The following is a 22,236-nucleotide window of genomic DNA, read 5'->3' as shown; positions in this document are numbered from 1 at the left end:
CATGCGACTGACCCTCGGTCCACTCCAGTATTTCTGGCCGCGCGAACGCACGCTGGCCTTCTATCGCGAAGCCGCGAAGTGGCCGCTGCACACGATCCATCTCGGCGAAACCGTGTGCAGCAAGCGACGCGAGCTGCGCACGCGCGACTGGATCGCGCTGGCGGAGGAACTCGCATCGAACGATCGCCAGGTCGTGCTGTCGTCGCTGGCGTTGATCGAAGCCGAATCCGAACTCGGCGTGCTGCAACGCCTGGTCGATCACGGCGGCTTCTGGATCGAGGCGAACGATCTGTCCGCCGTGCAGCTGTGCCGCGAACGCGGCGTGCCCTTCATCGCGGGCCCCAGCCTGAGCGTCTACAACCACGTGGCGCTGGCGATGCTCATGCAGGATGGACTGCGTCGCTGGGTGCCCGGGGTCGAACAGGGCCAGACGCTGGTCGACGAGCTGCTTCGCGCGCTCGACGCGCAGGGTTCGACGCGGCCCGAGGTGGAGGTGATCGCCTGGGGCCGGCTGCCGCTGTCGTATTCCGCGCGATGCTTCACCGCGCGGGCACTGGACGTCGGCAAGGACCAGTGCGGTTTCCGCTGCATCGAACATCCCGACGGCCTGCCGCTGTCCACGCGCGAAGGCCGGCCGTTCCTGCGCATCAACGGCATCCAGGTGCAGGGCGAGGAACTCACCGACCTCAGTCCGGAACTGCCCGCGCTGCGCGCGATGGGCGTGGACCTGCTGCGGCTGTATCCGCAGGCCGAAGGCATGCGGGCGGTGGTCGAGCATTTCGTCGGGGCGCTTGCAACGCGTGACGCGGTCGCACCGCTGGGCCACCGCAACGGGTACTGGCACGGCGAGCCCGGCATGAGCGGCATGGCGGCGGACGCCTGATGCGCTTCACGCATCCACGCGCCAGTGCGCGCCGAGGCTGGCCGGTCGCTGCAGCGCCGCTTCCAGCACGGCCTGCGCCACTCGCGCCTGCCATCCCGACGATGCCATCGCCCTGATCTCGCGGATCGCACTGGCGAGGGCGAGCTTCGTCCGCACCGGTCCCGCCGCGCGCCACAGCGTGCGTCGCACCGTGGCGAGCGCGGACGCGCCCAGGCCCTCGCCCAGTGCCACGGTGCGGAACGCGTCCTCGTGCGAAACCCGCGTCGGCGCCAGGCGCAGGTGCGCGCCGAGCCAGCGACCGCAGACCACGCCTTCGAGCAGCGAATTGCTCGCGAGCCGGTTGGCGCCGTGCAGGCCGTTGCAGGCCACCTCGCCCACGGCGAAGAGATTCGGCACCGACGTGCGGCCGAGCGCGTCGGTGGCGATCCCGCCCATGTGGAAATGCGCGGCGGCGGTGACCGGAATCGGCTGCGTGCGCGGGTCCACGCCGTGCGCACGGCAGGTGCCGGCGACGGTCGGGAACGCACGCTCCCAGCCAGGGGTCAGACCGGTCGCGTCGATCCATACCGGGCCATCGCGCCCGGCTTCCCAGACGCGGCGCGACACCACGTCGCGCGGCGCCAGATCGCCCAGCGGATGACGGCCGCGCATCAGCCGCCGGCCGCGATGATCGCGCAGCCGCGCACCGGCGCCGCGCAACGCTTCGGTGATCAGCGGCAGTCGCGGGCCGTCCGCATCGAGTGCGGTCGGATGGAACTGCACGAACTCCAGGTCGCGCGTATGCGCGCCGGCGGCCATCGCGAGCGCGAGCCCCGAACCGCTCGTCGTTTCAGCATTGGTGCTGCGTTCGAACAGCGCGCCGAGCCCGCCGGTGGCGAGCACGACGGCGCCGGCCTCGATGACTTCGATGCGCCCGTCGTCGCCGCGCACCTCCACGCCCGCCACGTTGCGGCCCCGCATCAGCAACGACTGCACGCTCGCGCCCGTGCGCCGATGCACGTGGGCCGCGCGCGCAAGGCGGGCCTGCAGCGCGGCGACGACGCATTCCCCGGTGCGGTCACCACCCGCGTGCACGATGCGATGCACGCCGTGCCCGCCTTCGCGCCCGAGCTGCAGGCCCTGGCCATCGCGATCGAAACCCACGCCCATCACCTGCAGCCACGCGACCGCATCGGGCGCCGCGCCGATCACCGACCAGGCGATCGCCGCATCGTTGTGGAACGCGCCCGCCTGCAAGGTGTCGGCCACGTGCGCGCGGACGCTGTCGCCGGCCGCGAGCGCCGCCGCGATGCCGCCCTGCGCGAGGCGGCTGCTGCCGATGCCGCCGGGGTCGAGCAGGATCACCTCGCGCGGCGCGGCCGACAACGCCACGCTCAGGCCCGCGACGCCAGCGCCGACCACGACGACGGGCGGCGTCGCGGGCCGTCTCACACGTGCTCCTGCCGGCCGGCGTCGAGCATCCGTTCCAGCGCCCGGCGCGCGCGTGCGGACACGTCCGCCGGCACCGTCACTTCGTGCCGCAGCTCCTTCAGGCAGGCGTGGATGTTCGGCAGCGTGATGCGCTTCATGTGCGGGCACAGGTTGCAGGGCTTGATGAACTCGACGTCGGGGAACCGCGCGCGCAGGTTGTCGGCCATCGAACATTCGGTGATGAGCGCGACGCGCCTGGGCCGTGCCTTCTCCAGCCAGCGTCCCATCGCGGTGGTGGAGCCGACGAAGTCGGCTTCGGCCTGCACGTCGGGCGGGCATTCCGGGTGAGCCACCAGGGCCGCGTCGAAGCGCTCGCGCGCATGCCGCGCCTGCTGCACGGTGAACTGCTCGTGCACCTCGCACCGGCCGTTCCACAGCACCAGTTCGACGTCGACCTGCGCGGCGACGTGCGCGCCGAGGAAGTTGTCGGGAAGGAAGATCACCTTCTCCGCGCCCATCGCGCGCACCACCTGGACGGCGTTGGCCGACGTGCAGCAGGCGTCGGATTCGGCCTTCACCGCTGCCGACGTGTTGACGTAGGTGACCACCGGCGCGCCGGGATGGCGTTCGCGCAGCGCACGCACGTCGTCGGCGGTGATCGACGAGGCCAGCGAGCAGCCGGCTTCCAGGTCGGGAATCAGCACCGTGCGTCCGGGCGCGAGGATCTTCGCCGTCTCGGCCATGAAGTGCACGCCGCACAGCACGATCAGTTCGGCGTCGCACGTGGCCGCGGCCTGCGCCAGCGCGAGCGAATCGCCGGTGACGTCGGCGACGCCGTGGAAGATCTCCGGCGACTGGTAGCTGTGCGCCATGATCACCGCGCCACGCTCGCGCTTGAGGCGTTCGATCGCGTCGATCCACGGCAGGTGCAGCGTGAGTTCCAGGCACGGCACCAGCGGCGCCAGGCGCTCAATCAGGTCGGCATGCCGCGTTTCGAGTTCGGGATGCCAGTACGGCATCGCGTCGTCCGCGCTCATGCGATGGCCTCATGCGTCGCGCGATGCGCCGCGCGCGCGGCGCGCAAGGTCCGGGCGGTGCGATGCAGCGCGATGCGTACGCCGAGCGGAAGCGTGTCCCACGGCAGGCGATCGAGCAGGTTGCGCACGGTGAGGCCGAGTTCGACGTCGCCGGTCAGCTTCAATCTTCGCTGGAAGAACAGCGTGTCCGCGTCCTCCTGGCGGCTGCTGAGCAGCAGCAGGTCGGTGGCGCTGCCGTGCACCACGGCTTCGGCGGGCTCGTTGGTGCGATGCAGGCCGCCGTCGCGCAGTTCGAGCACCCAGCGCAGGTCGAGGTCGGTCACCTCGATGCCGAGTCGCCGATGGGCGACGACGGAGAGATCGTCGCCATCGAGCGACCCGGCCAGCGCGTTCGAGAGCACGTGTTCGGCGAGCAGGTCGCGCAGGTTCCGCGGCACCAGCGACAGCGGCAGGCGCCAGTAACGCGGCGGTGGAAGCAGCCGCAGCGCCGAACGGCGCGTCGGTCTGCGGGCCGACTTCCGTGCGCGCGTTCCGGCAACGTTCGCCTGCTGCTGGCAGGCGTCCGTCACGAGCGCTTCCATCAGGTGATCGGCGGACGCTGCCGGCACGCGCAGGCGCCCCGCGAGCCGGCGCGCGCGTTCGTGCACCTGTTCCTCGCGCAGGAGGTCGCGCATCGGAACCTCCAGCGCCCGCTTCGCCGGCGCGACCGCCGAGACCAGCCGCCTGCGCGCGGCCAGCAGCACGATCATCGCGTCGTCGACGCGGTCGATGCCGAGCCGCGCGCCATGCAGCGCCAATCGCGCGACGTGTTGCGTCGAGCCGATCCGGATCATGTGGCCCCTCCCCGTGGAATCGAGCGCAGATGCTAGGCGCGCGGGATGGGCGCGCCATTGACGCAGGTCAAGTCGGGTGGTGGCGCGGGGCGAGCGATGCCCGCTCAGCCAGGGAAGCGCATTCTGCGACCGGGGTCATGCGCTGCCACGGTCATCCTGCCTCACAAGGCCGGATGAGTTCGAAGGAACTGGTGCCGCGCGTCAGGACGCCAAGCGCCTAACGGAGTGCGTCCGGAATCCAATGCGCAGCTCAGGAAGAGCTGCGCGATGCCAGCATCGCGGTCAACTCGCCCGCACGAGGCGCCATGTCACGTCACGGTCGTCGATCTGTGGGAAGAAATGGCCGTGGCTCATCAACCGTGCGCCGGTGGGCACGTCTTCGTTGGCCCAGGCGCCGGGCCATGGGCATGGCTCGCCGGACTTGCATCTGGCACCTGGCAGTTCGGTTGGGAGCCACTTCCAATGCACCGCCTGCTCGTTGAACATCGGCAGCACCTGGCCGCGTTCGCTCACGCGGAAGAACAAGCTGTCGTCATCGCGTCCGCGCCAAAGGCCGATGCGAGGTGCCGGTTGACCGCTTTGCAGTTCGGTGGCCGGAGGCGGCGGCAAGGGACAGCGTTGGTCGATGTCGGGGAAGGCCTTGCCGGGCTCTTCGTCCTGTTCGCTGCGCATCTGGTTGTAGCACGCCGCGCGCACAGGATCCTTAGCGAGGCCGTAGTCACCCTCATCGAACAACGCATAGAGCATATAAAGGCTTTGACTATGGCCGAGTGCTGCCGCCTTCTGGAAGTACGGTAACGCCCGACCGACGTCAGCCTCTGCGAAGTGCATTCCGAGCGTATGCCCCGCTTCTGACAACCCTTGTCCGAGCGCACATTCCAGCATCTGAATGCCGATGGCTTCGCCACGTGACTTGTCGGGCTCGGGCTCCAGCGCGAAGGCCGTAAGAATTTCATCGCCAGTAGCCCACATTCCATAGCGATACCCAAGATCTGCCGAACGGCGGAAATAGGCCAGCGCGGCCGCCTTGTCCGGCTTTACGCCGATGCCTTGCTGCAAATGTATGCCCATTCCGTAATAGCCCATCGGCACATTCATCTGCACCAGACGCTCCGTGAGTTCAAGCGCCTTCTCATCATCCTGTGGGACGCCCGTGCCCTCGGCGTACAGTATCGCCAGGTTATTGATCGCCTTGTAGTGACCACGCTCCGCCGCCTGCTGGTACAGCCGGACCATCTCCGCGTCGTTGCGTTCATCATCCAACTTATGTAGCGCACGAGCGCGCTTGAACCACACGTCCGCCTCCGGATCCATAGCTGGATTCCGCTCTTCGGTGCACGTGAACTGCAGGGCCTTCCAGTCGACCTTTGCCGCGATACTGTTGTCCACCGCATCCAGAAGCCCTTCGCTGGGGCCGCTCTCGGGCGACAAGCCCTGATGTTGACCTGCGGTTCCGGTCAGCGTTCTGATGAGGTCGACCAACGCCGTGGCGCACTCCAGCAGTTCGCGCTGATCGAGCTGGCCGCTGCCCGCGTTGGCGCGCTCGAACGCGGTGAACAGCAGGCCTCGCGCGGCACGCACCGCGCCGGCCGCGTCGGTGCGCAGTTCGAACCCCTCGCCGCGTGGCTTGCCGCGCCCATCCGGCTCGCGCGGATGCGTGATGTATCCCATCGTGAGTTGCGTCGACGCATGCGTGCTGCGGAGTTGCGTCTTCAACTCGCCAGTGGTGTCGTCGATCAGCAACTCGTTGTAGCCGCCGCCCTTGTGTTCCTTGCTTTTCAGCGTGCTGAGCGTCTTCAGCGCAGGAAGTCTGTACGGGGGCAGGTTGCGCTCCGTGTAGGCTCTCCCGGTAACGACCGGCTGATCGGGGTCTCCGTCCATGAAGCTGACGATGACCTGATGTCCGACTCGCGGCGGAAGCATGCCTCCGTATCCGGCACCGGCCCAATCCTGGCTTACGCGAATCCAGCAGCTCGCCCCATCGCGTTCACCCGCCCGGTCCCAAGGGAACCACACCATGATTCTGCCTTGCGGGTCGACGTGCACCTCCTCATTCGCCGGACCTACGACCAGCGCGACCTGGGGCCCGTCCATGACAGGACGCGGCAGCGGCGCCGGTCGCCACTCCATGTCGCCGGGAACCGCTTGCGCGGTGTAGGAATAGTGAGTGCCGGTGCTCGCGGCAGCGCTTTCCTCTTCCTGCGAGACCGCCTGTTCGCCACTGTGGTGCATCGCGATCACGCGCCAATCGCGGTTGATCGCGTCGCTGGTGTGGTCCTCTAGCAGGAAGCTCAGTCCGGGCCAGAGGCGCGCGTCGTCGCCCTCCAGCGTCGCTATCGTGGATCCGGTACGCAGTTGTTGAAGCCTGGTAGCGGTGAAGGGTTTACCAACTTCGTCCCTTTTGTACCTCCCCGGTGCGTCGTAGTGCTCGAACTCACCTACTCCATCCCGCGCATCGCTGCGATGTTCGAGCGAGTACTGGGGATTGCGGAACGTCGTGTCGCGCTGCACGGTCCGCGTCGGCGCGAGCTGGCGGCGCAGGCCGAAGTGCCAGAGTCGGGGCTCACCGGCATCGCCGCCGGGGTTCGGCTGGTATGCCACGGTACCGATATCGTCCGCTCCGGGCAGACGCGGACCCGAGATCAGCTGATCGGTCAGTACCAGCTGCGAATGCTGGCGCGGATCGAAGTAGTAGACGAAGCCCTCTTCAGCCGCCAGCCGCGACACGAATCCGAGTTCGGTTTCGCGATGCTGGACGCAGTACTCGCGGGTTTCGTGGGATCGCAACGCAGTGATGCGGGCTTGCACACCACGTTGCGCCAGCCGTTCACGCAGGATGTCCGGGACGGTCTGTTGCTGATGGATCTGGCTGCCATGCCATAGCCCGAGCCGCGCAAGCGCGGGTTCGATCACCGCACGATAACGGGTGCGCTTGAAGCCGGTCTCGCAACGCTCGAACATCGTGCAGACACCGAGGAGATTGCGGATCGGATGGCTGTCGCACTCGATGGCGAAGGTGGCCTCGGTGTCGAGCAGCGCGTCGAGGTCGATGTCATCGGATTCGCTCGACAGTTCGAGGCTGAGCCGAAACGGCCTGGAGAGGCCTTCTTCGAGATCGAAACGGACCACATCGAGCGCGACATCTGCGTCGAAGTGAATCCTGAACCGCAGGTCCGAGCGATTTGCCATCGGTACGTCTTCCATGAGTGGGCCGCGGCAAGACTCGGCCCACACACGGTGGTCAAGCAATGGGATTAAGCCTCAGTCACAACTGGCGATTGTGTCCTCGCAATCCCGATGCGCCACTCGCACGCGCTGGCCGCAACGCATCCACGCGGCGAGCGTGACCAGCCACGCCGATGCGAAGGCGAGTCCAGCCGCCGCGTGCCACCGATGCGACGACATCGCAGCGATCAACGACGCCCCCGAAAGCACGTGGGCGAGCAGCACGCGGCGCTTGTCGCGCTCTGGCATCAGCGTGCCGACGCCGGGAACGCGGCGGCCGCGTGGCACGACGCGGCGCAGGTGGATCCAGGCGAGGAAGCCGGCGATTTCCAGCATCATCCCGACGACGAGGAACGGGAATCCGATCGCCAGTGCAAGCGTGCCGACCAGCATCGCGCGATCGGTGCCCGCCGGCAGCGGCGCGGCCATGCACACGGCCGCGGCGAACAGCGCGATCGTTCCGAGCGCCCAGAACACCGCGAGCGTCGGATTGCGCCGGAGCCGCGCCTGCGCCTGCAGCCACAGCGACGTCGCGACGAGCGTGCACGTTGCCGTCGTCGCGGTGAATGCCAGCACCACACCGTTACCTTCTACGCGCCGCCACGCGCCGAAAGCCAAGCCGAGCGCGACGGAGCACATCCACGCGGGCAGCATCCACGGCGGTGGACTGCGTGTTCCCTGCAGCATCGGCAGCGTGACGGCACCGATCGCCGCAATCGACGCAAGCACCGCGCCGATCGCACCGAGCGACGCGTGCACGTCCACGAGCCCGCCCAGGTCGAACGCGAACCGCCCCGCCAGCGTCAGCAGCGCCACGACGCCGAGCGTGGCGGTGATCGCAAGCGCGCACATCGACCCGCCGATGCCGGCACGCAACCAACGCGCCCCTGTTCCGCGCCACAACGAGACGCACGCGAGGGCGGCGAACGCGATCAGCGATCCGCCCAGCAAGGCCGCCGCGACGTGCATCATCGACGTCGACATGCGCGTCATCGCGAACGCGAATGCCGCCAGCCCCGCGTTGAAACAGACGTGCAATGCGGGCACGAACCGCGCGCCGACGAAGCGGCTCGTCGCCGCCACCGGCAGGAACTGCGTCAGCGCCCCGAGCATCGCGTTGCCGATCACGCCCAGCGTGAGCAGATGCACCAGCACGACCGTCGCCGGCGTCCAGCGCGACGCGAATCCGTCGCCGCCGTGCCATGCGATCCACGCGCCCGCGACGATGCCCCACAGCACGGACGCAACCAGGAAGCGCAGCGGCGTGCTCGCCGTCGGCGCCTGCGTGATGGCCAGTCCGCTCACGCGTGGTCGCGTCCCCTGCCCCGTTCGCCGGGATCGTGCGCTTGCGCGCGGGTGATGCGCACGCGGAAACCGCCTTCATCCGGTGCGACATCGGTGTGGAAACCGTCTGCCTGAAGGATCGCCAGGAGCGGCGTCGGATACAGCGGCGTCAACGCTTCGATCGACTCGCCGATGCCCAGCGATCCGACGGCCGCGAGGATGCGCTCCATCGGTTCCGGCGGTGCGAGGTGGCGCAGGTCGAGGGTGGGCATGTCGGAGATTCGGAATTCGGGATTTGAAGAAGCATCGCGTGTGCCGTCCTTTCCCGACTCAGTCCTCATCGATCCCATCGCGCGGATCCGCCTCCAGCGACACGCCCGCCGCTTCCAGCGATTCCACGATCATCGCGAAGCCCTCCGACGCCGGTTCGAAAAGTTCGAGCGATTGATCCATGGCTCACCTCAGGTCCAGAAATAGAGAACGCCCAGCGGGTGATGCGCACGCGCGATGGCGTACACCTGCGCGTACGTCAGCAGCGCCAGCACGAACATCGCCACGCGCGTGCGTGTGCGCCGCGATCGCATCGCGAGGATGCCCAGCACGACATACGCGATGACCAGCGCGACCTTCACCAGCAACCAGCCGTTCGCGAACAGCGCGCCGGGCAGGATCGTCAGCAGCATCATCGCGGCGGTGAGCAGCACGGTGTCGATGGTGTAACTGAGGTAACGCACCGGCGCCGTCATCGGCCAGCGCAGGCCGGCCAGCGCGGAGGAGCCGCGCAGAAGGAACAGCGCGCCGCTGCACGCGATCGCCGCGATGTGCGCCAGCTTGATCTGCGGATAGAACTCGATCATCGAAGCGTCCTCATCCCGGCTTGCCGTCCACGCGCGGCGACAGGTAGATGCGCCCCAGGCGCGTCACCCACGGCACGAACGCCACCAGCCAGCCGATCGCCGCCGCCACATGCCACGCGTACGCATCGGGCGCGAGTTCAGCTGCCACGCGCATCGCCGCGACAACCTGCACCGCGACGAACGCGAACCACGCCACCGGAGGCATCACCAGCGGCCGGCCCGAATGTCCCTGCGTCACGCGCGTGACCATCGCCACCAGCAGGCTGCCGAAGAAGCCGATGAACAACGCGTGCGCCGGTGCGCGGCCCAGTTCGAAAGCGCCGGTCGTCGCGTAGAGCAGGCTCTGCACCGAATACAGCGCGAAGGTGACAGGCAGCCACGCGGTGCCGATGAACAGCACGGCGAGCAGCCCCGGCATGCGACCACGCGGCCACCAGCGCCATAGTGCGTAGGCGCTCGCGCCGAGCAGCGGCAGATCGGCGAGCCACAGCCACGCGTAGGCGTGGGTGAGTTCCAGCACCAGATGCGCCATCAGCAGCGCCCACACGATCGCCAGCCATCCCATCGGACGCCACGGCTTGTAACCGGGCACCGCGTTGCCGGCGAAGAACGGGAACATCCGGTGCGCGACGGTCACGTACACCGGCAACAGCAGGCCGACCGTGCCGAGCTTGATGCTCGCCATCGCCCACATCGGCGAGGCGCCGAGCACGAAGCCGGCGAACGCCACCAGGCCCAGCCATCCCAGCACGAGCGCGGCGAAGCAGGAGCGCGCGTGCCACGTCGCTCCCTTCTCCCGCACCAGTTGCGTGCCGAGGATGACGACGCCGGCGGTCCAGCCCGCCGTCGCCATCAGCAGGCCGACAAGGAAACCGACGTCCCAGCCGCACGCGCCGACGAGGATGGCGAGCTGCCCGCCCATCAATCCGGCCCCCACCGGCAGGTAATGCCAGCGCGACAGGTCCGGCAGGCCCATCCAGCGCGGGAAAACGGTGAGGAGGAAGCCGAAGATGAAGCTCGGCAGCACCAGGTACTGCATCACGAATGCATGCAGCCAGCCGGCGGGCACAGGTGGCGTCATGGTGAAGGTGTCGGGCCAGCGCGTGGACACCAGCCACAGCGCCCACCACAGCATCGCCAGCAGGACGTTCCCCGCCCCGATGAAGAACATCAGCCGATGCGGCGCCTGCGCCAGGCGGCGGGGAGAGAGGGCGGTTTCGGCGGTTTTCTGGAGCATGGGGACAGTCTCGGCGTGGCGATCTGTTTTCGCCTTGACGCAGGTCAGGCGGATGCGCAATCCGAGGCCGTCGTCCCCGGCGAAGGCCGGGATCCACGCTGTCACGTGTTTCGCGCCTTGTTCGTCCTTCCAGCTGCAGAAACCACTTGCTCTTGGTCGCGCGAAAAGCAACGGCGCAGTTTGGATATGCAACGGCAGATCGGCGGTATCCCTCCGTTGCCCATCGCCCCAACCCGCTTTCGCTCGGAGAGGGGCTCAAAAAAACCTGAAAAAAGCCCGGCCGAAGCCGACCGGGCGAACCGATGAACCCACTCCGGATCAAGCCCGGGCCGGCTCCACCGCGGGTGCCGCGACTCGCCGCGGCGCCACCCAGAGGCGGAAGACGAACCACGCCAGCGCGAGCGCACCCACGCTGAAGATCGTGTCGGCCGGAACGCGCATCCACACCAGCAGGTCGACGATCGGCTGCTGCATGAACTCGGCCGAACGCGCGTACCAGTAACCGTGGTCGAGCGCCGCATTGAGCTGCAGGATGCCCAGCGGCAGCAGCGTGAACGCCGCCATTCCGGCCAGGCCGATGTTGAATGCCCAGAAGCTGGTGCGCAGGACCTTCTCGTTCCACTCCACGTCCGGCTTCAGGCCGCGCAGGCAGAACAGCATCAAGCCGATGCCGAGCATGCCGTACACGCCGAACAGCGCGGTGTGGCCGTGGGTCGGCGTCAGGTTCAGGCCCTGCATGTAGTACAGCGACAGCGGCGGGTTGATCAGGAAGCCGAACAGCCCCGCACCGACGAGGTTCCAGAACGCCACCGCGATGAAGAACATGATCGGCCAGCGGTAGCGCTGCATCCACGGCGTGGCCTTGCCCATCTTGTAGCTCTGGTAGGCCTCGAAACCGACGTACGCCAGCGGCACCACTTCCAGCGCGGAGAAGCTCGCGCCCAGCGCGATGACCGCCGTCGGCGTGCCGGTGAAGTACAGGTGGTGCAGCGTGCCGAGCACGCCACCGGCCATGAACACGATGGTCGCGAACAGCACCGCGATGGTCGCCGTCCTCACCTGCAGCAGGCCCAGGCGCGTGAACAGGAACGACATCACCGCGACCGCGAAGACCTCGAAGAACCCTTCCACCCACAAGTGCACGACCCACCAGCGCCAGTATTCGACCATCGACAGCGAGGTGTGCTCGCCCCACATCAGGCCGGCCGCGTAGAACAGGCCGATCGCGACGGTGGACAGGAACAGCAGCACCACGATCGAACGCGACTCGCCGCCGCCCCTGATCGCCGGCCACAGCGAGCGGCCCACCAGCGTCAGCCACAGGCCGAGGCCGATGAACAGGAACCACTGCCAGAAGCGGCCCAGGTCCACGTATTCCCAGCCCTGGTGACCGAACCAGAAATTGCGTTCCAGGCCGAGCTTCTGCATCACCGCGAACCACTGCCCGGCGAACGCGCCGACCACGATGATCAGCAGGCACACCCACAGCAGGTTGACGCCCAATCGCTGGAATCTGGGCTCATGCCCGGAAATCGCCGGCCCGATGTACAACCCCATGCCGAGCCACGCGGTGGCGATCCACAGCACCGCCAGCTGCGTGTGCCAGGTGCGCGTGAGCGAGTACGGCAGCACGTCGGCCAGCGCGAAGCCGTACGCCTGCTGGCCTTCGACCTGGTAGTGCGCGGTGATCGCGCCGAGCAGGATCTGCGTGAGGAACAGCGCGATCACCACCCAGAAGTACTTGGCGGTGGCCTTCATCGACGGCGTCACCTTGATCGACGCCAGCGGATCGGTCTTGGGCAACGTCGGCGCCAGTTCCTCGCCATGGTTGACCGCGTAATGCCAGCCCAGCAGCGCGATGCCGGCGATCAGGAACAACACGCTGAACACCGTCCACACGAACGCGCCGGTGGTCGGCTTGTTGCCGACGAGGTCGTCGGCCGGCCAGTTCGCCGTGTAGGTGATGTCCGAACCCGGGCGCTCCGTCACCGCCGCCCACGACGTCCACCAGTAGAACGCGGTCAGCTTGCGGCGATGTTCGGCGTCGGGAATCGTGTCGTTGCGCATCGCATACGCTTCGCGCAGTTCCGCCGTGGCCGGATCGTTGCCGAACAGGCTGGTGTAGTGCGACGCGACGGCCTGGATCGCCTCGATGCGATCGGCATCCAGCTGGATCGTCTTCGTCGCCTCGTCGTAGGTATTGGGCCGCAGCAGCGCCTGCACGCGCGCCTCGTAGGTCGCGCGGATGCCGGGCTCGAGCTTTCTGTAGCTGTCGACGCCGCCTTCGCGCTTCGCCCAGACGTCCATCACCGCCTCGGCTTCGCGGTGCAGCCAGTCGGCACTCCAGTCCGGCGCGACGTAGCCGCCGTGGCCCCAGATCGAGCCCAGCTGCTGCCCGCCGATCGACTGCCACACCTGGCGGCCGGTCTCGATGTCCTTGCGCGTGAAGACCACTTCACCCTCCGGACCGACCACCTGTTCGGGCATCGGTGGCGACTGGCGGTGGATTTCGCTGCCGACCCATAGCAGGACGGCGAACGAAGCGATGAGCAGGGTCGCCAGCCCCACCCACAACTTTCGGGTCGAATTCATGTCAGCACTCCGTGGAAAACGGAGGCATGTTCGGCCGGCGGCACCCGCCTACGACATGACGCAGATCAAGCGCAATGCGAATGTTTCGCGGTCGGCGGAGATCGACGCGGGACCGCGTTTGTAGCCCGGGTAAGGCCGAAGGCCGCAGCCGGGATTGCCACGTCACCGCGACGCACACCTTGACGGCCCCCGGGTGCGCTTCGCTTACCCGGGCTACAACGGCCCCGCAGTGCGCCGCTTTTGTAGCCCGGGTAAGGCCGGAGGCCGCACCCGGGTCCCCACGTCACCGCAAGGCAAACCTTGACGGCCCCCGGGTGCGCTTCGCTTACCCGGGCTACAACGGCCCCGCAGTGCGTCGCTTTTGTAGCCCGGGTAAGGCCGGAGGCCGCACCCGGGTCGCCACGTCACCGCAATGCGAACCTTGACGGCCCCCAGGTGCGCTTCGCTTACCCGGGCTACAAGTGCCCTGTCAGTGCGCCGCTTTTGTAGCCCGGGTAAGGCCGGAGGCCGCACCCGGGATTGCCACGTCACCGCGAGGCAAACCTTGACGGCCCCCGGGTGCGCTTCGCTTACCCGGGCTACAACGGCGACCGGCGGTCAGTGGCGCAGGACGGTCAGCGCCATGGCTTCCAGCCGCGCCATGTCGAGGATTTCGACGTCCCGCTGCTTGATCGATACCAGCCCGTCGCGTTCGAACCGGCGCAGCACGCGGCTCACGGTCTCCGGCGCCTGGCGCAGGTAGTTGGCGATGTCGGTGCGCGACATCGTCAGCTGGAAGCGCCTGGGCGAAAACCCGCGCTGCGCGAGGCGGCGCGAGAAACCGATCAGGAACGCCGCCATGCGCTCGTCGGCGGAATGATCGCCGGCGAACAGCGACGCCACACCGATGTCGCGGCTCATCAGGCGGAACAGGTGCCGCTGCAGGTTCGGCAGGCGCGTGGCCAGCATCGCGATGCGCGGGAACGAGAACCGGCACAGCATCACCGTGTCCAGCGCCACCGCGTTGCACGGGTAGCGATCGTCATGCACGGCGTTCAACCCGATCACCTCGCCCGGCAGGTGGAAACCGAGCACCTGTTCGCGTCCGTCCGAATCGAGCATGTAGGTCTTGACGGTGCCCGCGCGCACGGCCGCGATCGCGCCGAACGCATCGCCTTCGCGGAACACGTGCTCGCCCGCGTGCAGCGGGCCGACGTGTTCGACCAGCACGTGCAGGTCCATCAGCGCGCTCTTGTCCATGCCTTCGGACAGGCACGCCTGCGAGAACGCGCAGGTGGAACAGAAGGTCAGCGAGTCGCCGTCGTCGGCGATGATCGATGAATCGGTGCGCGGAAAAACGATCCCGGAACTCATGCCCTGCCCGATCGCGACGTCAGACGGTCCTGGAGAACTGGGTCACCGCCCCGTCCTGCGGGACGAGGTAGCGGTCGAAACACGCCGCCAGCACCCGCAATAGCAGCCGGCCCCGGGGCGTGGCCCGTACGGCGCGTGAAGACAGTTCCACCAGCCCGTCCCTTTCCAGCGTCTCCAGTTGCGGCCAAGAGTGTGCGAAATAGTCTCGGAAGTCCATCAGGTGCCGACGCTCGGTCTGCCGGATGTCGATCTCGCCAAGGCACATCAACTGCTGGATGACGTCGGCCCGCACCAGGTCGTCCTCGTCCAGATGCATGCCGCGCCACACCGGCAGGCGTCCTTCGTCGATGGCGCGCTCCCAGCTCGGCAGGTCGCGCGGGTTCTGGCTGAAACTCGCGCCGACGTGGCTGATCGCGCTCACGCCCAGGCCGACCAGGTCGGTGTCGGCGCAGGTCGTGTAGCCCATGAAATTGCGATGCAGATCGCCGCGCGACTGTGCCTGCGCAAGGTCGTCGTCCGGCAGCGCGAAATGGTCCATGCCGATGTAGACGTACCCGGCCGCGCCGAGCCGCTCGATCGCCCGCTGCAACAGGCGCAGCTTCTCGTGCGGCGACGGCAGGTCTTCGGCGTTGATCTGCTGCTGCGGCCGGAAGAGCTTCGGCAGGTGCGCGTAGCTGTAGATCGCGAAGCGGTCCGGCCGCGCCTGCAGCGCGATTTCGAGCGTGCGGTCGAAGCCGTCCAGTGTCTGCAACGGCAGGCCGTAGATCAGGTCCACGTTCACCGAACGGAAGCCGTGCGTGCGGCAGGCGTCGATGATCGCAAGCGTCTCCTCCACGCCCTGGATGCGGTTCACCGCCTTCTGCACCACCGGATCGAAGTCCTGCACGCCCAGGCTGGCGCGATTGAACCCGGCCTGCGCCAGCGTGTGGATGTCGTCGGGGCTGACGAAACGCGGATCGAGCTCGATCGAGCATTCGCGCCGTTGCGCATCGGCGAAGGCGAAGTGGTTGCCGATCACGTCCACCACCTCGGCGATCTGCCCCGCCGCGAGGAAGTTCGGCGTGCCGCCGCCGAAGTGCAGCTGCACCACCTGGCGGTCGCGGTCGAACAGCGTCGACATCATGCCGACCTCGCGGTACAGGCGCGTCAGGTACGCCTCGCCGCGCGCCTTGTCGCGCGTGATGATGCGATTGCAGCCGCAGTAGAAGCACGGACTGGTGCAGAACGGCACGTGCACGTACAGCGACAGCGGGCGCGGGATCGGATCGCCGTTGGTGAGCGCGGCGGCCTCGCGCAGCTGGGTCGCGCCGAAATCCGCGCGGAACTGCGGCGCGGTCGGATACGAGGTGTAGCGCGGCCCCGGCCGGTCGTAGCGGGCCAGCAGCTCGGAATCGAAAAGGATGGACGAAGTGGCCATGGACACAGCCTAGCGGCGCCATAAAGCCGTGCCTTGATTTCGGTCAAGGAGAACGTGTCGCCCCTCGCGGGAGGCCGCTCATGGCCCCCGGGGCAGCATCCGATGCGGAGATCGCATCCGGCTTGACCTGGATCATGTCCGCCTGAACAGGGCGCGCGGATGCTGTCGCCGTCGCGGACCGGCGCCCATCGGCGCATCGCGGGCCGCCACGGGGAAACGCGATGCCATGCCGTACTACGTGATCCTGACGATCCACCTGCTGTGCGCGTTCGTGTTCGTCGGCACGGTGTTATTCGAAGTGCTGGTCATGCACGCGGTGCGCCGGAAGTTGCCGCCGGATGTGTTCGCCGCGATCGAACGCGCCATCGGCGACCGCGCGCGCCAGCTGATGCCCTGGGTGCTCGCGCTGCTGTACGCCGCCGGCATCGCGCTGGCGTGGCAGTACCGCGCGCTGCTCGCGCACCCACTGGACTCCGCGCCCGGCACGTTGCTGTGCATCAAGATCGCGCTGGCGATCAGCGTGTTCGGCCACTTCCTGTGCGCGATGCGGCTGCGTCGCCGGGGACGATTGCGCGGACGCACGTCGCGCCGCCTGCACCTGAGCGTGTTCGCGCACGTGGTCGCGATCGTACTGCTGGCGAAGGCGCTCTTCCACGTCGGCTGGTGATCCATTCCCGTTTCCGCCCGCGCGCCGCGTCGATGCGGCGCCGTGGCCACGATTCCACCTCACGAGACTTCGCCATGCTCCACGCGTCCCGCTTCGCCGCCGCGCCGCTCGCGCTCGCGGTATTCCTTGCGCTGCCCGTGCACGCGGAATCCGACCGCGACCAGCCGATCTTCGACATGCGTTACCGCTTCGAGCACGTCGATCCCGACAACGCGCTGCGCAATGCCGACGCGCAGACGCTGCGCACCCGCATCGGTTACCGCAGCGCACGCGTCGCGGGCTGGTCGGGCCTGGTGGAAGTGGACAACGTCAGCCACCTCGGCGCGGAACGCTTCAACAGCACGCGCAACGGGCGCACCGCGTACGCGGCGGTGCCCGACCCCGACGGCACCGGCTTCAACCAGGCGCTGCTGCGTTTCGACAGCGACGCCGCCGCGGCGATCCTCGGCCGGCAGCGCATCAACCTCGACAACCAGCGCTTCATCGGCGGCGTCGGCTGGCGGCAGAACGAACAGACCTTCGATGCGGCATCGCTGCAGTTCAAGCCGGCGGACAAACTCGCGTTCTGGTACAGCTACGTCGACGACGTGGACAGCGTGTTCGGCCCCGACGACCGCCACGCCAACGCGACCAACCCGGCCGATTACGAAGGCCGCAGCCATCTGTTGAACGTGCAGGCGAAGCTGTTCCCTGCGCTCGCCTTCACCGCGTATCAGTACCGGCTCGAACTGGACAACGTCGCCGTCACCGCGAACGCGCCGCTCGGCACGCTGTCCAGCATCACCACCGGCCTGCGCGCCAGCGGCCGCGCGGGCGCGTGGAGTTATGCGGTCGAGTTCGCCCGGCAGAAGGACAACGACGGTAATCCGTGGCACCTCGACAGTCGTTACGCGCTTGCCGAACTGGGCCATGCAATCGACGAGGTCCAACTCCGCGCGGGTTACGAAAAGCTCGGCGCAGGGCGCGGAACGGGCAACGGAAACCGCGCGTTCCAGACGCCGCTGGGCACGCGGCATGCATTCCAGGGCTGGGCGGATCAGTTCCTCACGACGCCGGCCGGCGGCATCGAAGACCGCTACATCGGCGTCACCGCACCGCTGTGGGGCGGCAGCGTGCAGGCGTGCCTCCACGACTTCATCGCCGATCGTGGCGGTGCGGACTACGGGAGCGAACTCGATGTCTCGTACCAGCATCGCCTGCCGTGGTCGCCGCGCCTGACGGTGCTGGGGAAGCTCGCGCGTTACCGCTCGGACGATGTTGCCTTCACCGTCGATACCGACAAGGCGTGGTTGCAGCTGCAGTACAGCCATTGACCTCGGCCAATCGCAAGCGCTTGACCTGCGTCAAGGCCCGGCGCTCCGCGCGATGCGCGAATTACCTCTCCATCCCAGACGGATCCGATCGATGAACATGTATCCCTTCGACGCGCGCGGCATCGGCAAGCGCTTCCGCCATGCGGCGATCTTCGGCGCACTCGACGCGCTGACCCCCGGCGAAACCATGCGCTTCTTCAACGACCACGACCCCGTTCCGCTGCTGCGCCAGATGGAGCAGCGCTACGGTGAGGCGGTGCGCGTCGAATACCTGCAACGCGAACACGGCGTGGTGATCATCGACTTCACGGTCGTGGCGCAGAACGATGGCGCGACGCGGGCGTTGCCGCCTGCGGGGTGTGGGTGAGGCGGGCTTCGCGATGAAGCGTTCGCCCTTGTAGCCCGGGTAAGGCCGAACGCCGCACCCGGGGGAACGCAGGATGGCACCTCTCGCGAAAAGCCCCGGGTGCGCTTCGCTTACCCGGGCTACAAATGCCGGCTAACGATCACCCGAGCATGCCGGCGCCAGCCCGCCGCGCGTTCGCGGACGTGCCGGCAGGCCGACACCATCAGTCCCACGAGCACGTCCGGGAGTGTGGATGGCAACAACCAATCCGAAGGCAAGGGGCGCCAGATACGCAAGGCTCGCCGCCATGATCGGGACGACAAGCACGTTGAACGTCAGCGCCTGGCCGGGCGCCGGCCAGACGATGATGCAGGCCACCACGAGCATGAGCGCTGCGATGGCATGAAGCTGCAACCAGCTGTTGAACAGTCGTGGCGCCGTGCGCCTGAGCCGCGCTTCGATGCGCTCGATGCTCCACAGGAGCAGCATGACCAGGCCGATCAAGGCGAGGAAACAAGAGAGGCCGACTACAAATTCCATTTGCGTGTCTCTCGAAGACATCGTGAAGCGCGATCCCGGATTGCATACGCCGCGCAGTATTCCCCTCGCGAACGCCACCACAGGATACCGCTGGACATGTCCGCTGGCTTTCCACGACGCAGCGGCGAACGAGGCTCAACCATTCACGCCCGCATAACGCGAGTGAGGGCATCACGTATGCCACCTCAGGAGAGACGGCCATGGCTTGCCGTCGGGCAAAAGGATCGCGCATGAAAGCCGAACTCCGTCGCGGTGCCGTCGCGATGATCGCCTCGCTCCTGGTCATCGCCAGCGCCGCCTGCCAACGCGAGCAAGCCACGACGACGACAGCCAGCGCGCCTGAGCCATCCAGGCCCGCACCAGCGCCTTCCGATTCCACGGACGTCGCCGATGCCAGCAAGGTGCCCGGTCCGGTGGAGAACACCCGCCTCACCGAGCCGTACGTGCGCATGGCCGCGCGCGACGTGTATTTCTGGGCGTGGCCGATGGTGAATATCTACAACCGCCGCCTTGGCTTCAAGGACCTGCCCGGTCCCGGGAAACTCGGCGGCGTACTGCCGGCCGCGCCTCCGAACCGCATGAGCATGCTCACCGACTACGTCGCTCCATCGGAACGCGAGGTGGCCTGTCCCAACCAGGACGTCGTGTATGGCGGCGGGCCGCTCGCGTTGGACATCGAACCGGTGGTGGTGCAGGTGCCGGATTTCGGCGATCGCTTCTGGGTCTACCAGATCGTCGACTCGCGCACGGACAGTTTCGTCAGCCTGGGCAAGATGTACGACACGAAACCGGGCTTCTACCTGCTGGTGGGTCCGGACTGGAGCGGCACCACGCCGCAGGGAATCGCGCAGGTGTTCCGCGCGGGGACCAACACCGGCTACGCCATTCCACGCGTGGCCCTGCTCGACACGCCGGAGGATCGCGCCGCCGTGCAGCCGCTGGTCGCGCAGATCGACATGTACCCCCTGTCCGAATTCGACGGGAAGATGAAGCGGCACGACTGGGCGGCATCGCCGTCGTTCCCCGAACCGCCACGGCCGGCGGGCGGCGGTGAAGCGCCAAAGGTGGTTCCGGAGAAATTCTTCGACGAACTGCCGGTCGTGCTCAAGGACGCCAAGCCCCTACCCGGCGAGGAGGCGCGCTACGCGAATGCGCTCGCACTGGTGGCCGCGCTGCAGAAGGACCCGAAGCTGAAGGCCGCCGCGATAGACGAAGCCCGCAAGACGGAACAGGACGTGATCGCGCCGCTCCTGCAGTTCCGCAACTTCGGCGTGCCGCTGCCGCACCACTGGACGACCGTGCGCAACGGCGCCGGATTCGGCAGCGACTACTTCACCCGGACGGCGGTGGCGCGTTCGAACATCTACGTGAACAAGCCCAACGAAGCCACCTACTTCTACCAGGACCTCGACGACACCGGCGCGCGTCTGGACGGCAGCAAGCGCTACACCGTCACCTTCGACAAAGGCGGCCCGCCGGTCAGGGGATTCTGGTCGCTGACGCTGTACGACGCGGACCACTTCTTCGCGCCCAATGCGATCAATCGATATTCGGTCGGGACGAAGAACAAGGATCTGAAACCCAATCCCGATGGTTCGCTGACGATCTACGTGCAGGCCGACGAGCCGACCGACCCCGTGCAGCGCGCCAACTGGCTGCCTTCGCCTGATGGCGCGGAGTTCTCGCTGTACGTACGCACCTATTGGCCCGAGCAGGCGATCCTCGACGGAACTTGGTCGCCGCCGGCGGTCAGGCCGGCTTCGTGATCGGGTGGGTGACGTTTCGGAATGTCCGCTAACGGCCCGAAGCGGTCACCCAAGAGGTGACAGCGCTTTGCGAACTCCATGGATCGTCCGCTGACGCAATGGCTCGACAATGAGGAAGAAGCCCGGTGATACAGCGGAGCTTGTGGGGGCCGGAAAAACCCTGCAGCAACGGGATTCGTAAGCGCTCGACCACACCAGAGCCAACACGCCACAGCGCCCATCACTGCTGGGCGGACCGTCCTCGTTTCCTGTCGTCGTGCTGCGCGGTGGCGCGACTTTGCACGAACTCCGGAAAGGTCTCCGCCAGCGACGCCGTGTCCGGCAGGATGTAGAACAGCCCGCCCCGTTCGAATGTCGGCGCGATGATCTGCGTGTAAAACTCCGGCGCGACGTTGATGCAGCCGTGGGTGACGCGGTTGTCGTCCGGCGAGGGCGATGCAAGGCGTTCGGGGCGCTTCTCGGCCGGCACGCCAGTCGCCGTGGGATGCATGGAGACCGCGGAATCGTAGTCCACCCACAGGACGCGCCCGGCGTCGATGGAAGGGCCGAAACCGCCCACGAAGCGACCGGCGGGCGTGGTGCGATCACGGCCCGGAATTTCGCGAAGCGCCAGACCGGCAACGCCGGGGGCGGCATGATCGCCGACCGCCGAGCCGAACAACCCGGGCGCCGCGCCGCGAAGCCGGCCGTCGCCGCCGAACACCAGGATCTGTGCGGCGGCCTTGTCGATGATCGCGAACGGATAGCCTTCGCTGTCCCTGGATGCGACAACCCAGCCCGCAAGCTCGGTCACCGTGTCGGACACTTCCTGGCCTGGCGGTAGCAGGTCGATGGGGGCCACCGGTTGCTCGGTGGCGGCTTCCTCGGCGCTGGCCACGCCGAAACTGGCGCACGCCAGCGCCAGCACTAGCACGCCGGAAGCGGCGCGGATCGCAGGGTGTAGGCGCGTAATGATGGGAAATTCCTTGGAGCGACGACTAGAAACAGCAAAGATAAGAGACCGGTGGCCAGCAAGGCCACCGGATCCCGGGTTTTACAACGTTCGTCACAAATTGCGGCGCGATCAACCGCGCGGAACGCGGCGCGGCGCCGCTTCGAGCTGCTGGACGCGGCCTTCGATCTGATCCAGTCGCTGGTTGGCCTGCTGCGCCGACTGGTTGGCGGATTCGGCGCTCTGGGCTGCGCTCTGCACCCTCGTGTCGAGCTGATCGAGGCGTGAGTTGATCGTTGCAAACTCGTCGGTATAGGTGGCGCAACCACCGAGACCCAGGGCGGCGACGATCGCCACGCCGAGCGTACGCGCCATCGTCAGGTTTTGCTTGGTCAGAAACATCCCAATCCTCCTTCGTCTTGGATATCGGAAATCGCGGCCTTTTTGTTGGTGCCAAGAGCGGCTTCAGCTTGCTTCGGAATATGTAGATGGATTGTGAAGATGCGTCAACCCGCGAGGGTGCGGATTGGTTCCAGCCGTGCCCC

20 protein-coding genes are annotated in these 22,236 nt (G+C 67.5%); 5 read left to right on the top strand and 15 right to left on the bottom strand.

Going from position 1 to position 22,236, the window contains the following annotated elements:
• The first annotated feature begins 1 nt into the window (after position 1).
• A complete protein-coding gene (locus tag AC3ANK_RS08650) occupies positions 2 to 883 on the top strand; it encodes a U32 family peptidase (RefSeq protein WP_484172743.1) in 882 nt (293 codons plus the stop codon).
• 6 nt (positions 884 to 889) lie between these two features.
• Here the strand turns inward: AC3ANK_RS08650 and AC3ANK_RS08645 are convergent, their stop codons facing one another.
• From AC3ANK_RS08645 to hemN, 12 genes are all read right to left on the bottom strand, one after another.
• Positions 890 to 2,314 (bottom strand): L-aspartate oxidase, encoded by a 1,425-nt coding sequence (locus tag AC3ANK_RS08645; protein WP_484172742.1) that lies wholly within the window; start codon positions 2,312 to 2,314, stop codon positions 890 to 892.
• Entirely contained in the window at positions 2,311 to 3,330 is a 1,020-nt protein-coding gene (gene nadA / locus AC3ANK_RS08640; RefSeq protein ID WP_484172741.1) for a quinolinate synthase NadA, read from the bottom strand. Before nadA ends, AC3ANK_RS08645 begins: the two co-directional genes overlap by 4 nt.
• Positions 3,327 to 4,163: a ubiquinone anaerobic biosynthesis accessory factor UbiT gene (gene ubiT, locus AC3ANK_RS08635; protein ID WP_206858287.1), complete on the bottom strand. Its 837-nt coding sequence runs from the start codon at positions 4,161 to 4,163 to the stop codon at positions 3,327 to 3,329. Before ubiT ends, nadA begins: the two co-directional genes overlap by 4 nt.
• Positions 4,164 to 4,445: 282 nt before the next feature.
• Positions 4,446 to 7,352 (bottom strand): type VI secretion system tip protein TssI/VgrG, encoded by a 2,907-nt coding sequence (gene tssI / locus AC3ANK_RS08630; RefSeq protein ID WP_484172740.1) that lies wholly within the window; start codon positions 7,350 to 7,352, stop codon positions 4,446 to 4,448.
• Between the two features lie 72 nt (positions 7,353 to 7,424).
• Positions 7,425 to 8,693 (bottom strand): hypothetical protein, encoded by a 1,269-nt coding sequence (locus AC3ANK_RS08625; protein ID WP_484172739.1) that lies wholly within the window; start codon positions 8,691 to 8,693, stop codon positions 7,425 to 7,427.
• Positions 8,690 to 8,944: a DUF2249 domain-containing protein gene (locus AC3ANK_RS08620; RefSeq protein ID WP_206858314.1), complete on the bottom strand. Its 255-nt coding sequence runs from the start codon at positions 8,942 to 8,944 to the stop codon at positions 8,690 to 8,692. The genes AC3ANK_RS08625 and AC3ANK_RS08620 overlap by 4 nt, the downstream gene beginning before the upstream one ends.
• Before the next feature lie 58 nt (positions 8,945 to 9,002).
• Positions 9,003 to 9,125 carry a hypothetical protein gene (locus tag AC3ANK_RS08615; protein ID WP_484172738.1) on the bottom strand — a complete coding sequence of 41 codons (123 nt, stop codon included), beginning with the start codon at positions 9,123 to 9,125 and terminating at the stop codon, positions 9,003 to 9,005.
• Between the two features lie 8 nt (positions 9,126 to 9,133).
• Positions 9,134 to 9,529 (bottom strand): SirB2 family protein, encoded by a 396-nt coding sequence (locus AC3ANK_RS08610; RefSeq protein WP_206858316.1) that lies wholly within the window; start codon positions 9,527 to 9,529, stop codon positions 9,134 to 9,136.
• 10 nt (positions 9,530 to 9,539) lie between these two features.
• The gene (locus tag AC3ANK_RS08605) at positions 9,540 to 10,766 is read right to left on the bottom strand and encodes an NnrS family protein (protein ID WP_484172737.1); all 1,227 of its coding nucleotides are present in this window, start codon (positions 10,764 to 10,766) and stop codon (positions 9,540 to 9,542) included.
• 318 nt (positions 10,767 to 11,084) lie between these two features.
• Positions 11,085 to 13,358, bottom strand: coding sequence for a nitric-oxide reductase large subunit (locus tag AC3ANK_RS08600; protein WP_206858321.1), 2,274 nt, complete (start codon positions 13,356 to 13,358; stop codon positions 11,085 to 11,087).
• 597 nt (positions 13,359 to 13,955) lie between these two features.
• The gene (locus AC3ANK_RS08595; RefSeq protein ID WP_484172736.1) at positions 13,956 to 14,711 is read right to left on the bottom strand and encodes a helix-turn-helix domain-containing protein; all 756 of its coding nucleotides are present in this window, start codon (positions 14,709 to 14,711) and stop codon (positions 13,956 to 13,958) included.
• A 19-nt stretch (positions 14,712 to 14,730) separates the two neighbouring features.
• Complete coding sequence (gene hemN / locus AC3ANK_RS08590; RefSeq protein ID WP_484172735.1) at positions 14,731 to 16,128, bottom strand: oxygen-independent coproporphyrinogen III oxidase; 1,398 nt, start codon at positions 16,126 to 16,128, stop codon at positions 14,731 to 14,733.
• Positions 16,129 to 16,354: 226 nt separating this feature from the next.
• On the opposite strand from hemN, the gene AC3ANK_RS08585 reads away from it, so the two are divergent.
• From AC3ANK_RS08585 to AC3ANK_RS08575, 3 genes are all read left to right on the top strand, one after another.
• On the top strand, positions 16,355 to 16,795 hold the full coding sequence (locus AC3ANK_RS08585; RefSeq protein WP_484172734.1) for a CopD family copper resistance protein: 441 nt from the start codon (positions 16,355 to 16,357) through the stop codon (positions 16,793 to 16,795).
• 74 nt (positions 16,796 to 16,869) lie between these two features.
• A complete protein-coding gene (locus AC3ANK_RS08580) occupies positions 16,870 to 18,108 on the top strand; it encodes an alginate export family protein (protein ID WP_484172733.1) in 1,239 nt (412 codons plus the stop codon).
• Positions 18,109 to 18,199: 91 nt separating this feature from the next.
• Positions 18,200 to 18,475 carry a DUF2249 domain-containing protein gene (locus tag AC3ANK_RS08575; protein ID WP_206858341.1) on the top strand — a complete coding sequence of 92 codons (276 nt, stop codon included), beginning with the start codon at positions 18,200 to 18,202 and terminating at the stop codon, positions 18,473 to 18,475.
• 132 nt (positions 18,476 to 18,607) lie between these two features.
• Here the strand turns inward: AC3ANK_RS08575 and AC3ANK_RS08570 are convergent, their stop codons facing one another.
• Positions 18,608 to 18,994 carry a hypothetical protein gene (locus AC3ANK_RS08570; protein WP_484172732.1) on the bottom strand — a complete coding sequence of 129 codons (387 nt, stop codon included), beginning with the start codon at positions 18,992 to 18,994 and terminating at the stop codon, positions 18,608 to 18,610.
• Between the two features lie 230 nt (positions 18,995 to 19,224).
• Between AC3ANK_RS08570 and AC3ANK_RS08565 the strand changes: the two genes are divergently transcribed.
• Complete coding sequence (locus AC3ANK_RS08565; RefSeq protein WP_206858345.1) at positions 19,225 to 20,760, top strand: DUF1254 domain-containing protein; 1,536 nt, start codon at positions 19,225 to 19,227, stop codon at positions 20,758 to 20,760.
• 220 nt (positions 20,761 to 20,980) lie between these two features.
• On the opposite strand, the gene AC3ANK_RS08560 is transcribed toward AC3ANK_RS08565, so the two are convergent.
• Both AC3ANK_RS08560 and AC3ANK_RS08555 read right to left on the bottom strand, forming a co-directional pair.
• Positions 20,981 to 21,664 carry a hypothetical protein gene (locus AC3ANK_RS08560; RefSeq protein ID WP_242524944.1) on the bottom strand — a complete coding sequence of 228 codons (684 nt, stop codon included), beginning with the start codon at positions 21,662 to 21,664 and terminating at the stop codon, positions 20,981 to 20,983.
• A gap of 159 nt (positions 21,665 to 21,823) precedes the next feature.
• Positions 21,824 to 22,093, bottom strand: a complete 270-nt coding sequence (locus AC3ANK_RS08555; protein WP_206858347.1) for a hypothetical protein — start codon at positions 22,091 to 22,093, stop codon at positions 21,824 to 21,826.
• Between the last annotated feature and the right edge of the window lie 143 nt (positions 22,094 to 22,236).

The organism is Lysobacter sp. SCRH-1R (assembly GCF_057747855.1).
The sequence above is the reverse complement of the archived record's forward strand: the minus strand, read 5'-3'. Positions and strand labels throughout refer to the sequence as shown.

Bases quoted from the DNA above. Each gene is read 5' to 3' on its own strand.
- AC3ANK_RS08650 (WP_484172743.1), top strand. From the start codon at position 2: ATGCGACTGACCCTCGGTCCACTCCAGTATTTCTGGCCGCGCGAACGC.
- nadA (WP_484172741.1), bottom strand. From the start codon at position 3,330: ATGAGCGCGGACGACGCGATGCCGTACTGGCATCCCGAACTCGAAACG.
- ubiT (WP_206858287.1), bottom strand. From the start codon at position 4,163: ATGATCCGGATCGGCTCGACGCAACACGTCGCGCGATTGGCGCTGCAT.
- tssI (WP_484172740.1), bottom strand. From the start codon at position 7,352: ATGGCAAATCGCTCGGACCTGCGGTTCAGGATTCACTTCGACGCAGAT.
- AC3ANK_RS08620 (WP_206858314.1), bottom strand. From the start codon at position 8,944: ATGCCCACCCTCGACCTGCGCCACCTCGCACCGCCGGAACCGATGGAG.
- AC3ANK_RS08615 (WP_484172738.1), bottom strand. From the start codon at position 9,125: ATGGATCAATCGCTCGAACTTTTCGAACCGGCGTCGGAGGGCTTCGCG.
- AC3ANK_RS08610 (WP_206858316.1), bottom strand. From the start codon at position 9,529: ATGATCGAGTTCTATCCGCAGATCAAGCTGGCGCACATCGCGGCGATC.
- AC3ANK_RS08605 (WP_484172737.1), bottom strand. From the start codon at position 10,766: ATGCTCCAGAAAACCGCCGAAACCGCCCTCTCTCCCCGCCGCCTGGCG.
- AC3ANK_RS08600 (WP_206858321.1), bottom strand. From the start codon at position 13,358: ATGAATTCGACCCGAAAGTTGTGGGTGGGGCTGGCGACCCTGCTCATC.
- AC3ANK_RS08595 (WP_484172736.1), bottom strand. From the start codon at position 14,711: ATGAGTTCCGGGATCGTTTTTCCGCGCACCGATTCATCGATCATCGCC.
- hemN (WP_484172735.1), bottom strand. From the start codon at position 16,128: ATGGCCACTTCGTCCATCCTTTTCGATTCCGAGCTGCTGGCCCGCTAC.
- AC3ANK_RS08585 (WP_484172734.1), top strand. From the start codon at position 16,355: ATGCCGTACTACGTGATCCTGACGATCCACCTGCTGTGCGCGTTCGTG.
- AC3ANK_RS08580 (WP_484172733.1), top strand. From the start codon at position 16,870: ATGCTCCACGCGTCCCGCTTCGCCGCCGCGCCGCTCGCGCTCGCGGTA.
- AC3ANK_RS08575 (WP_206858341.1), top strand. From the start codon at position 18,200: ATGAACATGTATCCCTTCGACGCGCGCGGCATCGGCAAGCGCTTCCGC.
- AC3ANK_RS08570 (WP_484172732.1), bottom strand. From the start codon at position 18,994: ATGGAATTTGTAGTCGGCCTCTCTTGTTTCCTCGCCTTGATCGGCCTG.
- AC3ANK_RS08565 (WP_206858345.1), top strand. From the start codon at position 19,225: ATGAAAGCCGAACTCCGTCGCGGTGCCGTCGCGATGATCGCCTCGCTC.
- AC3ANK_RS08555 (WP_206858347.1), bottom strand. From the start codon at position 22,093: ATGTTTCTGACCAAGCAAAACCTGACGATGGCGCGTACGCTCGGCGTG.